Raw genomic sequence first — 13,494 nt, forward strand, 5'->3', positions numbered from 1 at the left:
GTAGATAAAAAGGAGATGGGGTTCGATATGATTGCGCAATCATTTACGATCGCAGGAACACCAGGTCCGATGACTGACACCGATCATGCTAATATGATTGCGCAATCATTCAATAAAAAGACCTGTTATTTGTGAGCCAATTCATATTAATTTTGTGGTGCCGCGTTCGATCAGGCTGAAACCGGTGTCGATGCGCAGCGGGGCGGGCTCCTGGTTTTTAGCGTTAAAACGCACCAGCAGCGCCTGGGCGACCAGCAGGCCGATCCTGGCGCCGTCCACCCTGACGGTGGAAAGGGCGGGAAAAACCTGCGCGGCGCTGGACAGATCGCCAAAACCCATGACCGACAGCTCATCCGGCACCCGGATTCCCCGGCTGGCCGCCTCGGCGAGCACCCCCTCGGCGATGGTGTCAGAGCTGCACACGATAACTTCGGGTAAGCCGTGCTGCGCCAGAATGCGTGTTAACCCTTCGCGCCCGGAGGCCAGCGTGGCGGGAGCAGGCATAATCTCGATGGAAACGTCCTGCACGCCGCAGGACGCCAGTTCGGCTATCACGCTGCGGCTGCGGCGCAAGCCACGGGCGTCCTCGAGGGTGAGCAGCGAGAAGCGCCGGTAGCCGCGCTGGAATAAATGATTCGCCACCTCGATACCCACCTGCTCATGGGAAAAACCGATCTGCATATCGATGGGCGCGTCGCTTAAGTCCCAAATCTCCACCACCGGTATGCCCGCTTTGCGCAGCTTCTCGCGGCTTTCATCGGTATGCAGCGTGCCCGCCAGCACGATACCGTCGGGGCGGCGGCCCAGAATGGCGTCGAGCAATTGCTCCTCCCGCTCGCTGGAATAGCCCGTCAGGCCCAGCAGGGTTTGATAACCCTCGGCGGTCAGGCTGTCCATCAGCGCCTGCACGGTATCGGCGAAAATGGAGTTGGCGATGGTGGGGACAAAAATGGCAATCAGCCGGCTTTTGCTGGTGGCAAGCCCTCCCGCCAGCATATTCGGCACATAGCCGGTGGCGCGCACCGCGGCGAAGACTTTTTCCTGGGCCGCGGGGGAGACCAGCTCCGGGCGGTTCAGGGCGCGCGACACAGTGATGGGGGAAACGCCGGCTATCCTGGCGACATCGATAAGGGTGGGACTTTGCGCCGACGCGCTGGCGGCGTTTTTAGTGGATTTTTTTACCATAATTACCGTCTTGTTTAACTGCAGTTTCCGCCAAAATACTGTCTTTACCCAACCCCTGATCCCGGCATGCCGCCATGGCAATGCCATCATTGGGCAATAAAAGGCGCCTTGGGCGTTGCCGGTAAAAGAGTAACACATTGCCATGGGAGTATCAGCGGCAGGGGCTGATTATGCGGCTTGCTTCTGAAGATTATCAGCCCCTTGCATTCCCTGGAATCATTTTGGAATAGCGCACTGAAGCACCGTCGGCGGCCTGCCGCTTAAAGATAAAAGCATCGCCATGGTTGAGACGGGCCGGCGCCACCGGTGTTACCGGACTGCTGACTGCGTTCCCCGCCCTTATTCTGCTCAATCTGCGGGCCGTTGGGGAACATGCCGCTTATTATGGGTGCCTGTGCTGGGCGCCGTTATCGACGGAAGTGTCAACGTTTGCTTTACGGCTAAGGTATGCGAAGCCGCTGCGCATCTTTACCGCGAGCGCTTTTTTGGCAATGAGATATGGCGCCAATATCATAAAATGAGGATGAGCGGGGCGCTATGTCCTTATCAAATCAATCGGGTTGAGTAACTGTTTATATATTTCATCAATACATATTGACATTAACCAGAAAAATGTACCAGAGTGGAGTGGTTGACGCTGATGATTTTTTATCAGCGCGCCGCGTAGGCTGTTATAGATATATTATTTAATGCTTTTAGATGCGTCATTAAAATATTCCACATGAATTATTCCACATGTGTTTAATTTGAACATAGTTTCCAATAATAATAAATAAAACTATTAAGCGTTCTTTGATGCGCAGCAACGAGCGTAATAAGAATGTATCAAATAATGCAATAAGGATGTAATAACAAGTGCGCTAAAGGATGCGATTATGGCATGGAGCAGACCTATGGATAACACTGACTCTAATGGGCTTATTATTTATCGCTCTAACAATCCAACCCGGCTTTGGTGCTATACCCCTTCAATAATAAAAACGACCAACGGCAGGCTGGTTGTGACCATGGATCTCGGTGGCCCCGGCCTGGATAACCAGGAAGCCAGCAACGGAAGCCGTACAAAACGCCGCGGCATAGGTAAAATATTTATTTCCAACGATCAGGGCCGGCACTGGGCTGAGCAGGGATCCTTTCCCTTCTGGCACGCGCGGCTGTTCGAATGCCAGGGCTGCCTTTACATTATCGGCAACGCTGGCGATCTCTATATCATCAGATCGCAGGACGACGGCTTGACGTGGTCGGCGCCGGCGGCACTGACCCGCAATCAATTGTGGCATGGTTCTGCGACGAATATATTGCAGGAAAACGGCGCTATCTATATGTGCATGGATTTAAGAACCGATTTGGGCATATCCGGCTGGAACGTCGCGGGGCTGACGCCGGTCGTACTGCGGGGCAATGGGCGTGATAATCTGCTGGACAGGTCGGCCTGGACATTTTCCACCGGTTTTTCCTTTAACGAAAAATTCAACTATTGCGCGGCGAGCTTCGGGGAGAATTTTGGTATTCCCTTTTATCCTTCCGAAACCGCCGGTCCACGATCCCTGATGCCGACCATCAACGCCTCCCCGCCAGGCTGGCTTGAGGGGAATGTGGTCCGAATAACGGATCCTAAACATATCTGGCACGATCCCGCGAATGCAACGCTTTACATCATCATGCGCACCAATACCAACGGCAGCGGTTATGCCGCGGTGCTTAAAGCGGTGGAGCAGCGGGACGGCGGTATCGCCCTGCAGGTCGTTACCGCGCCGTCGGGCAAGTTATTATCGTTTATCCCGTTTCCCGGCGGCAGCCTGAAATTTTTTATCACATACGACACCCTCACCCACTTGTATTGGATGGCATCTTCAATAATCACAGACTCAATGTGTAAATTATCCGCCACGCCGCAGGGAAGGTATAATTTACCGTCGAACCAAAGAAATATTTTAGGGCTTTATTATTCATCCAATTGCATTGATTGGGTGCAGGCGAGCGTTATCAGCAAAGGTGAAACAGAATATCACGCCAGGAATTACCCTTCTTTTGTCATTTCAGGACAGGACATATTTTTGGTGGCGCGATCCGGCGATTGCTTTGCAAAAAATGGGCAATATACCAACCTAATCACATTTCACATTATCAAAGACTTTCGGTCACTGGTGATTTAGCAAAAGGAGGATGAATGAGCATGAATTATGCCATTTCCGACGCGCTGTATAAAAAAGCGTCGAATGTTATTCCCGGAGGCGTGTCCAGTAATAATCGGGCCAACTGGCAACCGCACCCCCTGTTCTATCAAAAAGCGCGAGGGGCATATGTATGGGATGTCGATGAAAATAAATACATAGATTATGTCCTGGGCCGGGGGCCGTTAATTACCGGTCATTCCCATCCCCGTATCCTTGACGCCATTGCGCAGCAATATCAGGCGGGCCAATTTTTCGCCGGGCAAACCGAACTGGAGATTGTCCTGGCGGAAAAAATAAAAGCCCTGGTGCCCGGCGCGGAGATGGTCCGCTTTTGCAATTCCGGCTCGGAGGCGGTGCATGTCGCGCTGCGCCTGGCCAGATCCGCCACCGGCCGTGAAAAAATCATCCGTTTCGAGGGGCATTACCACGGCTGGCTCGACAATATCGCCTGGGGATTCAGTACCCCGGAAGACACCGCCCAAGATACCGGCGCCCTGTTAGCCATGTCGCGTGGGCAACCCGCCGGCGACGCCGGTAATATCCTCGCGTTACGCTGGAACGATACCGACGCGCTGGAGCGCGTGTTAGCCAGCCAGGCCGGGGATATCGCCGCGGTGGTGACCGAGCCCATCATGTTTAACAGCTTCTGGAGCAATATCCTGCCGGAAAAAAACTATCTCGCCAGAATGCGGGAGTTGTGCGACCACTACCGTATTCCGCTGATATTCGACGAAATCCAAACGGGTTTCAGGACAGCTATAGGCGGCGCCCAGGCCAGGTATGGCGTAATCCCCGATATCGCCACTTTCGCCAAGGCGCTGGGCGGTCCGGTTTGCCTGGCGGCTGTCGGCGGTAAAGAACAGTATATGCGATTGCTTGCCGGCGCCCAAACCTTGCATACCGGTACCTATAATGCGTTCCCGCCTTTCCTTGCCGGCGCAATAACTAACCTGGAAATACTCGCCGATAACGGCGGCGCGGAGCTGGCTAGAATTCATCTGCTGAGTGAGTCGCTGCGGGCGGGATTACAAGACATTGCCGCCGGCACGGCGTTGCCCCTGCAAGTCAGGGCAAGTCCCGGCGCGGTGACCACCACTTTTCGGGCAGCGCCGGCGGTTGCCCGCGATTATCGTACAGCTCGGCGTGAACTCAGCCATCCGCTGTTCGTCATGTGGCATGCGGCATTGCAGGCAAGGGGCGTCAGGATTACCCCCGAGGGACTATGGTATGTCTCCACGGCCCATTGCGCCGCTGATATCGACTACACCCTTGAGCAAGCCGCCGCCGCGGTTGCGGCGCTGGAACAGACGGGGGGACTCGCATGAGCGGAGCGTGCATAAATACCGTAGCGATACTACTGGAGCCGGGGCGGTTTTCTTTTGCCAGCCGTCAGCTTGAGGAAGAGGTCGCCCCTGGTTATGTCAGGATAAAAATAAATTATTGCGGCGTTTGCGGTACGGATAAATCATTTTATCTGGGCCACAGGAACGAAGGCTATCCCGTATCGTTAGGGCATGAACATTGCGGTGTGATCAAAGCCGCCGGCGCCGGCGTAATCAACTTGCAGCCAGGCAGCCAGGTGGTTATCGACCCCAACTTTCGCTGCGGTCAATGCCATTATTGCCGGCAAAAAAAAGGCCATCTTTGCGTCAGGGGCGGTGAGCAACATTATACCAACCGTGGGTATGCCGGGTACATAGACATCCATTATTCGTACGTCCATAAATTACCCGCTTACCGGAAAGATCATATCGGCGCGCTTGTAGAGCCCCTCTCGGTGGCGCTTCATGCCGTGGCGTTAAGTAATGTATCGGGCCGTAAAGGCGAAATATTGGTGCTGGGCTGCGGCGGGTTGGGGAGCTTGCTTATTTTCGCGCTGCTCGAAATCACCGGGGCCGATGTTTATATCCATGATCATAATGATTATAAAGTCGACCAATTACGAAGCCTGTATCCGGACCGAATCAAGGCCCCCATGGCCGGGCAACGCTTTCAACTTATATTCGAAGCGACCGGCGCTTCCCGTGGCTTTCGCCAGGCTTGTGATCTACTGGATAAATGTTCCAGGCTGGTGGTGCTCAGCAGATACCATGCCGATGAGCCGTTTATTCCAGAACGATTACCCTGGAAACAGCCTGAAATCATATTGTGTCATCTGAATGGCGATAGTATCCATATGGCCGACGCCGCGGCGCTGCTGGCGGATAATTGGAGTACGCAGCATGATAATTTACTGAGTTTTCATTCACTTGAGGATATTAATAATGTTTTTGCTAATTATGGGAAAATAAAATCCAATAAAAAAATCATCACGCATGAGCAGCTTTAAAGCGCGATTCAACCGAGGATAATATGAATATCGTCACGATTATTCCCAGCCGGTTGGCCTCAACCCGGCTACCGAACAAGGCGCTGGCCGATATTAACGGCCTCCCTATGATTGTTCACGTTTGGCGGCGCGGCATAGAAGCCGATCTTGGGCCGGTCATTGTCGCCTGCGGCGATAAAGCGATTGCCGAGGCCATCCGCGACGTGGGAGGTGAGGCGGTCATGACCGATCCACGGCTTAACAGCGGGTCTGACCGGGTATTTGCCGCACTGGAAGCTGTCGACCCGGCAGGCAAATATGAGGTGATCGTGAATTTGCAGGGAGATATGCCCACGGCCACCCCCGCGATGCTGACAACGCTGGTGGCGCCGCTGCGCCGCCCCGGCGCCGAAGTGGCGACGCTGGCATCGGTTATCGCCGCCCCGAACGAGCGGCTTTCCGATAGCGTGGTTAAGGTGGCCGTCTCTATGCCGCCGGGAAGCAAGGCCGGACGGGCCATCTATTTTAGCCGCAACACTATTCCCTGGGGCGGCGGCGAGCATTATCACCATATAGGTCTGTATGCGTACAGGCGCGATGCTTTGACCCGCTTTTCCCAACTGCCGCCCAGTCCGCTGGAACAGCGGGAAAAACTGGAGCAACTGCGGGCATTGGAGCACGGCATGCGCATCGATATTTCCATTGTGGATGTCAATCCCCTGGGCGTTGACACCCTGGATGACCTTAATATAGCGCGCAGTCTCCTGGTCTGAGCCCGCGCCATCATGTTATCAGGAGGAGAAATATATGGATAAGCAAGCGATACTGCATATTGGCGGCAGGGTTATGGTTAAAGAAGCCGATGCGTTATATGCGATAGCCTCGTCACTCGGCAACTCCGGCTTTTATGAGGCGGTTAATTTAATTCATGCGTCCACCGGCCATGTCATTATCCTCGGCGTAGGGAAGAGCGGGCATGTCGGGCGTAAAATTTGTTCCAGCCTGTCATCCATAGGCACACCAAGTTTTTTTATCCATCCGGTTGAAGCGAAACATGGTGACTTGGGCATGATTACCGCTGATGACATTATTCTCTTAATTTCATATAGCGGCAGAACCGATGAAATCATGCAGCTTGTCCCTATTTTACATGAACGCGGCGTACCGATAATAGCAATAACGGGGAATAGACTTTCACCCCTGGCGGAAAGTGTGGATATTACCATTGCCTTTGATATCAAGGGCGAGGCCTGTTCCTATGATATCGTGCCCACGGTGAGCGCGAGCGCCACGCTTGCTATCGGGGACGCCATGGCCATTGCGCTTATGGAATTGAGAGGATTTTCCGCGCAGGATTTTTCTAAAAACCATCCGGCGGGCCATTTGGGCGCGCTGTTGGCTGCAAGGTAATCCTCCCTTTTACCCCTTCGCCCTGCATCAGAGATAGCGTGGTGCTGGTGGTTGAAGCACGCCTTCCGGCGTGCTCCCGGCAGTTAATGCGCCGGCTGCGCCGCCGCTGCCGGATCGTGTTTTTTGCAGTCCGTGAGCGCGCCGCAATAGGCATCCAGCAGTTTCAGCGTGACGCCGTTGGTCCAGCCGAAGCCGTCCTGCAGCGCATATTCGCCGCCGCCGCCGCCGCCCAGTCCTTTGCCTTCGACCACATATTTTTCCACCAGCTTGTGCTGCGCGTCATACAGATTTTGCACATTTTTAAGAAAACGGGTGCCGATGGACTGCGCCAGGGCGTCCTGGCCGTAATTTTGCAGCCCTTGTACCGCGACCCACTGCAGGGGCGCCCAGCCGTTGGGCGCATCCCATTGCTGGCCGTTATTGACGGTGGTGGTGGTTAATCCGCCTTCTTTCAGCAACTGGTCGCGCACCGCCTGCGCGGTGCTGACCGCACGCTCGCGCGGCGCGATACGCACAAACAGCGGGAATACCGTGGCGGCGGTGATCGGACGGGTGATTTTTTTCTGCCGCCAGTCATAATCGGTGTAATAACCGTCCTGCTGGTTCCACAGCACGCGGTTGATGGCGTGGCTGCGCGCGTCGGCCAGCCGGGTATAGCGCAATTCGTCCCCGGACGCGCCGGCGGCCTTGCTGGCGCGGGACAGCGTCTGTTCCAGATGGAACAGCAGGGCGTTCAGATCCACCGGGATAATGTCGGTGGTATGGATAGTGGCGAGATCATGGGGATCGGTCAGCCAGCGCGAGCTGAAGTCCCAGCCGGAGGCGGCGCCGGCGCGCAGGTCGCGGTAGACTTCCGCCGCCGGCCGGTTTTTCGCCCTGGCGGCGGTGGCGATATCCTCCATCCAGGACTCGGTGCGCGGCACGTCGCGATCGTCCCAATACCGGTTAAGCAGGCTGCCGTCGTCCAGACGCACCACGCGTTCGGCGGCGGCGCCCTTGGCGAGGCCGTCGGCGCCGCGCATCCAGTAGTCGTATTCCTTTTTCAGCTGCGGCAGGTAGCGCGCATACACCGCGTCGCCTTCATGCGCGGCGAGCAGTTCCACCATAAACGAAAAAAACGGCGGCTGGGAGCGGCTCAGGTAATAACTGCGGTTGCCGTTGGGGATATGACCGTAGGTATCGATTTCATGCGCGAAATTATCGGTCATGTTTTTGACCCGTTCCCAGTTGCCGCTTTCGGCCAGGCCCAGCATGGTAAAATAACTGTCCCAATAATACACTTCCCGAAAGCGGCCGCCGGGCACCACATAGCTTTCCGGCAGCGGCAGCAGTGAATCAAAGGGCGGTACGCTATCGGTTTTACGGGTCAGCACCGGCCAAAGCCCGTCGATATGCGCCCGCAGGGTCTGTCCCGCAGGCGGCTGGTAGGGTTTGCCTTCGCTGGGCAGGATAAAATGGGTCGCGACAAAACGCTTGAGATCGAACCCGGCCTGGGCGTGCTGATCCTGGTACTGGGCCAGGATGGCGGCGGGGTTCTCCCGCGGCACCGCATCGGCAAAGGTTTTCTGATCGGGGAAAATTCTGGCCTGCTGTACCGCCTCGAACAACGGCCCAAAAAGAATATCGGGCGGCAGCACCGCCGCCGCGGGAACCAGGGGACCGGACTCGACCGGCTGGGGCGCGGCCATGGCGGTAACGGCGGGGCCGGCACCGGCCGCCAGAACTATCGCCAACAGTATGTTCCTTAATCCAACTGAATAAGGCGCCAGCATGGGTATCTCCTTTTGGATAGGGCGCCGCTCGCCATTGAACCGGCCGCGGCGCGGGGAGGGCATTGTTATGCCTTTGAATAGACAAGATTTAGCAATTTTAGCCGGATTTAACGCCGGCGATGGGATATTTGACCAAAAATGGGGGCTGGTTCAAAGTATTGGCGGGATAATTCTATTTCCAGCACTCTATATCTTTTATCGTTGAGTTATTTTTTCCTGCGGTATCCGCTTATTGTTGCGTATGTTTCATCAGATCGGCGGCGCGGGTATAATAATGATAAGAGTATTTATTTTGCGAACATGTTATTGTAATTTATTGGAAAATAATTTCTTATTAATATTAAATATATAATGAATATTTCTCAGCGTTTGCAGGTCATAAATCGCTTAACGTCTTAACGGATAATTCCGCACTATTCATGGAGAATATTCCCTGACCACAGGATAAGCGTTAAGCCGGTCCGGAGGGTGTCCAGCCGGCAGGGGCAGCCCTGCCCGGCTTCAGCCCGCGGGGCCGGCAATGGACAACCGCACCGGCGACTACCGCGTTATGGCAAGGTCAAGCGGGGCGGCGCCCGGTTTCAGCGTCTGCGGCTCCCGGCCGGCGCGGAACAACACCGCGTCGTAAGGCCCCGCCAGCCGCGTCTCGCCGTCGGCGACCGTCAGCCAGTCGCCCTCCGGCAGGCCGATCACGGTCATCTCCGGCCGGGCACGCAGCAGCTCGGCCAGACGCTGGTTGCGCGTTTCCCCCTGATGTCCGGCGGGCAACTGATTGGTATAGTGGGGATTGATCTGGTAGTCCACCAGTCCCAGGGACGCAAAACCGCCCGGATCGACGATCGGCATATCATTGGTGGTGCACAGCGTGGGGCAGGCCAGGTTGGCCCCGGCGCTCCAGCCGATATAGGCCGCGCCCTGGCGCACGCGCTCGGTGATGGCCCCCAGCAGCCCGCGCTCGCGGCAGCATTTCAGCAGATGAAAGGTATTGCCGCCGCCGACGATAATCGCCTCGGCGCGGGCCACCGCCGCCGCCGCGTCATCCAGCGTGTGCACGCTGGTCAGCTCGATACCCAGCGGCGCCATGGCCTGGCGCACCTTGGCGGTATAATCGTCCCATGCGACGGTGACGCCGGCAAAAGGTACAAACAGCGCCTTGCGGCGGTTCTTTAACAGCGCGCGCATCGGATCGACGGCATGGGCCAGATAGCCGTGGCCGGGCAGCACCGAATTACTCAGTAACAGCAGTTCCATACATCCACTCCTTAATGAATTACCATGGCGGCTTTGCCGGTCGCGGCGCCATGGCTTCCATGGCTACAGCAGGGCGGCCAGCAGGCGGGCCAACAGGGCGTTCGATAATATCACCGGCAGGCCGGTGGCTTCACGCACTATCCGGCGATGCTGTTCGGTATAGCCCATGCAGTCCATGACAATCACGTCCGCGGCCTGGGTCTTCAGCGCCAGGGCGGCGGCGGTCAACTGCTGCGGCGTACTGTTGTACGGCGACGCGGCGGCATACACCGGCGGACGCGCCAGGGTGCGCCATTTTGCGCCTTCGCTCGCCATCTGCTCGGGCAACGGCACCAGGATGCCGGCCTGGCGCCCGTTCGTCAGCGCCGTTACCACCGGCGGCACCAGCAAATCGGGTTCCAGCAGCCAGGCCTGCCCACAGCCCAGACCGTGGAATTCACCGGTGCATAACAGCGCGATGGTGCGGCAGCCCACATGTTCAAGTTCATTGAGTTTTGCCTGGACCGCCTCGCGAACCGCGCTTTTACCCAGGATCACGGCGCTGCCGTCCAGCAGCCGGGTCGTCAGCACCGCCTCGCCGGGCCGGACGGGAAAGCGCCGGGCGATAGTGGCGTGATCCAGGCCGTCGAGCACGCCCAGATGGATGCATTCCACCCCCGCGGGCAGGTGCTCGGTCAGGATAGGGGTAATATCGGCGCGCGGCGCCTGGCCGATGGTCAGGGTACCCAGTAAGGTTGCGGACATAACGACCTCGCTTATTGACGTTGCTGTAAATGGGCCAGGGAACCATACAGTTCCAACAGGCGGGCGTATTCGGCGCTATCGTAAAAACTGCAGGTGCCGCGGGTAAACTCCTTGGCGACTTCCACCACGAATTTGGCGGCGGCGGCGATATCGGTTTCCTGGCTGGCGCCGGTGCCGCAGCCGGGTACCGCGCTTTGCGCGCAAATGGCCACGCCCACCACCGGCGCCGCCGTAGCGATGGACGGCTGCAGGATACTGTTGAGATGGAAAACGCCGTTGCCGTAGGGAGTAATATCCTGCGTGGTAATGGGAAAGGTCACCGGCAGCCGTCCGCTGGTCATTTCCATAATGCGCAGCAGATCTTCCGCCACGCGCAGGATGTAGCCCTGTTTCACCGTGGGCGACAGGGCAAACCCATTATGGTTGATGATACGATTACCCTTGGTGGTGTCGATGGACAGCACCGCGTCCATTTCCGGCAGCACTTCCTGCGCGTTCATCTCTTCGGTTTCCACCGGCGAATCCATAAAATCCACCGGCTCATGCGGCCGGGTCGGCGCGTCGGGGCAAATATGGGTGGTGATGATCACATCGCCGGGCAGGCTATCGCCCTGGGTTTGCATATGCGCAAGCTTAACGGCGGCGGCGATGGCGGCTACGGCGCCGTCGGCGTCGGATACCAGGCCGATGCGGGTAGGGCGCGCGCCGATGCCGCCCAAACGCCCGACAATACCCAGCGTGGGAGCCGCGCCGCCGCCGCGTTTCCCCTGGGTGCCGGGGATAACGACTTTGACGAAATCGGTTTTGCCCTTGGGGCCGCTGATTTCGGTAATGCTGACCTGGGCCGCGGGATAGGCAGCCAGCAGTTGCGCCACCGTCTGCCCGCTGGCAAAGGCGGAGTCGAATGCTTCAAATACGTGCAGGGTCTGTAATAAAGTCATAAATATCTCTCAACGAAGGGTCAGGATAGCCCGGGTTGCAAAAACGCCATGGCCCGCGGATACCGCGTTATTTACCGCTCTTGCCGGCAAAAACCGAATTAAAGAAGCTGAACAGGGCATCGCCGGCAATCAGTCCGGCGGCAAAGACCTCCAACTGATGACGGCGCTGCTCACCGCCAAGGCGCAGCACCACCAGGCGTATGGCGATACCGATCAATACCGCCCACCCGGCCAGCGGATTGGCAATCAGCAGGCCGGTGGCCAGCAGTACGCCCAACTGGCGCGAAGACCCGCCTATCCATTGGATCAGGGCGCCCGGCACCGCCCAGATCAGCAGTGATTTGGCAATGTCCGTGGACACGCCGGCCTGGATGGTGGCGGCATACACTTTAGCCACCGGCGGCACCAGCCCCTTGGCGAAGTAGCCCTGGTAGCTGAGGTAGACCACCGGCATGGCGATAACAAAGGCGATCAGGGCGGCGAACAACTGCTGGCGGCGTCCTTCCAGCTCAAAAGCGATATCGGCGTTATTGCCGCGCAGGATAAACCCGGCTTTCAGATCGTATCCCATATCGGCGAACGCCGGCCCGGTGGCCACCGAGAAACCGCACAGCATGACCAGCGCCACCGGCGGAAACCCAATCATGATGCCGATAATCAGGGTAATAAGCGCCACGGCAAAAGCCGGGAACCAGCCGGAATGCATGGCCGCCAGGCCGACGATCAGTTCATGGATAAACGCGGCGAAAGCGGCATAGACGATAAAGGCCAATAACATGCCCATCGGCATTGCGGTATACAGCCCGCCGCCCAGCGCAATCAGCGCGGCAATAAGGATATACCCTGCCGCGCCAAGCCCGAGGGAGCCGAGAATATGGCGGCGGTCGGCTTCCGCCGCGCTCAGCGCATCGGCGGTGGCGGTGGCGCGATCGAGTTTCTTACCGCGGATCATGGCGATCACCTGGCACAGCGCCACCAGGCCGGCGCCGATCATCATGCCGTGGGGAATATAGTTTTTATTAATATCGAACCCGGTTAACGGCAGGCTGTAACCGCGGATCAGCAGGCCGACGCCGAACATCGACAACGCCCAGATATTGCCGATAAACGCCGTGCCCAGCGCCGCCATGGGGAACTTAAACCAGGAACCGACGGCGCCTATCAGCAAGCCGGCGCCGAGAATGCCCGCCTGTTGCCCGCCCTGATCGCCGGCCTTGATGGATTCCGCCGCGGCGACGCCCGGCGGCCAGGCGCCGGCGGCCGGAAATACCGTGGTGTTGAACATGCGGTAGAGCAGATAACCGTCCAGCAGCATGGCCAGCGAAACGCCGATAAACATCGGCAGCACAAGATCCGGCCGGCCGAAAATATAAGGAATGCCGATGGGCAGCAGCAAGCTGTTGGCCGCGCCGAAGGTGGCTGACGAAATGGCGCTTTGCGCCAGGTTCTGGATATGTATGGAGCGGAAACGTTTGAACAGCTGCAGCGGCACGCGGGCGATGATCATCGCCACCAGCGCGCCGATAATCGAGGTATTGGGCGTGACGCCAAGCGTAGTCAGCAACTGGATGCCGATGACCGCGCCAAAGATGCTGAGCACCGTGAGAAACAGCAAGGTGCCCGGGTTAAAGCTACTGGGATGCTGACGATGTGACATAAACCACTCCTGAAAAATAAAGCAAAATAACGGCGAAATGCGGCCACGG

At 57.4% G+C, this 13,494-nt stretch carries 12 protein-coding genes; 5 read left to right on the plus strand and 7 right to left on the minus strand.

Annotation, left to right across the window (positions count from 1 at the left end):
* Positions 1–141: 141 nt before the first annotated feature.
* Together ABUK12_RS01845 and ABUK12_RS01850 are read right to left on the minus strand one after the other, a co-directional pair.
* Positions 142–1,185 (minus strand): LacI family DNA-binding transcriptional regulator, encoded by a 1,044-nt coding sequence (locus ABUK12_RS01845; protein ID WP_410014683.1) that lies wholly within the window; start codon positions 1,183–1,185, stop codon positions 142–144.
* A 968-nt stretch (positions 1,186–2,153) separates the two neighbouring features.
* On the minus strand, positions 2,154–2,465 hold the full coding sequence (locus ABUK12_RS01850; protein WP_410014684.1) for a hypothetical protein: 312 nt from the start codon (positions 2,463–2,465) through the stop codon (positions 2,154–2,156).
* Positions 2,466–2,531: 66 nt separating this feature from the next.
* On the opposite strand from ABUK12_RS01850, the gene ABUK12_RS01855 reads away from it, so the two are divergent.
* Genes ABUK12_RS01855 through ABUK12_RS01875 form a run of 5 tightly spaced genes read left to right on the plus strand, consistent with a single transcriptional unit; the run spans position 2,532 to position 7,080 of the window.
* The gene (locus ABUK12_RS01855; RefSeq protein ID WP_410014685.1) at positions 2,532–3,341 is read left to right on the plus strand and encodes a hypothetical protein; all 810 of its coding nucleotides are present in this window, start codon (positions 2,532–2,534) and stop codon (positions 3,339–3,341) included.
* A 14-nt stretch (positions 3,342–3,355) separates the two neighbouring features.
* Positions 3,356–4,687 carry an aspartate aminotransferase family protein gene (locus ABUK12_RS01860; protein WP_410014686.1) on the plus strand — a complete coding sequence of 444 codons (1,332 nt, stop codon included), beginning with the start codon at positions 3,356–3,358 and terminating at the stop codon, positions 4,685–4,687.
* A complete protein-coding gene (locus tag ABUK12_RS01865) occupies positions 4,684–5,691 on the plus strand; it encodes an alcohol dehydrogenase catalytic domain-containing protein (protein WP_410014687.1) in 1,008 nt (335 codons plus the stop codon). The genes ABUK12_RS01860 and ABUK12_RS01865 overlap by 4 nt, the downstream gene beginning before the upstream one ends.
* Before the next feature lie 23 nt (positions 5,692–5,714).
* On the plus strand, positions 5,715–6,443 hold the full coding sequence (locus tag ABUK12_RS01870; RefSeq protein WP_410014688.1) for a 3-deoxy-manno-octulosonate cytidylyltransferase: 729 nt from the start codon (positions 5,715–5,717) through the stop codon (positions 6,441–6,443).
* A gap of 34 nt (positions 6,444–6,477) precedes the next feature.
* Complete coding sequence (locus ABUK12_RS01875) at positions 6,478–7,080, plus strand: SIS domain-containing protein (protein ID WP_410014689.1); 603 nt, start codon at positions 6,478–6,480, stop codon at positions 7,078–7,080.
* Positions 7,081–7,163: 83 nt separating this feature from the next.
* Here ABUK12_RS01875 and treA read toward each other — a convergent pair whose 3' ends face one another.
* From treA to ABUK12_RS01900, 5 genes are all read right to left on the minus strand, one after another.
* Positions 7,164–8,852: an alpha,alpha-trehalase TreA gene (gene treA / locus ABUK12_RS01880; RefSeq protein ID WP_410014690.1), complete on the minus strand. Its 1,689-nt coding sequence runs from the start codon at positions 8,850–8,852 to the stop codon at positions 7,164–7,166.
* A 540-nt stretch (positions 8,853–9,392) separates the two neighbouring features.
* Positions 9,393–10,103 carry a dipeptidase PepE gene (pepE, locus tag ABUK12_RS01885; protein ID WP_410014691.1) on the minus strand — a complete coding sequence of 237 codons (711 nt, stop codon included), beginning with the start codon at positions 10,101–10,103 and terminating at the stop codon, positions 9,393–9,395.
* A 63-nt stretch (positions 10,104–10,166) separates the two neighbouring features.
* Positions 10,167–10,847, minus strand: coding sequence for an AroM family protein (locus ABUK12_RS01890; protein ID WP_410014692.1), 681 nt, complete (start codon positions 10,845–10,847; stop codon positions 10,167–10,169).
* A gap of 11 nt (positions 10,848–10,858) precedes the next feature.
* On the minus strand, positions 10,859–11,788 hold the full coding sequence (locus ABUK12_RS01895; protein WP_410014693.1) for a DUF1177 domain-containing protein: 930 nt from the start codon (positions 11,786–11,788) through the stop codon (positions 10,859–10,861).
* Between the two features lie 67 nt (positions 11,789–11,855).
* Positions 11,856–13,445 (minus strand): OPT/YSL family transporter, encoded by a 1,590-nt coding sequence (locus ABUK12_RS01900; RefSeq protein ID WP_410014694.1) that lies wholly within the window; start codon positions 13,443–13,445, stop codon positions 11,856–11,858.
* Positions 13,446–13,494 lie beyond the last annotated feature (49 nt).

This window comes from Sodalis sp. C49 (genome assembly GCF_046352915.1).
Taxonomy (GTDB): domain Bacteria; phylum Pseudomonadota; class Gammaproteobacteria; order Enterobacterales; family Enterobacteriaceae; genus Acerihabitans.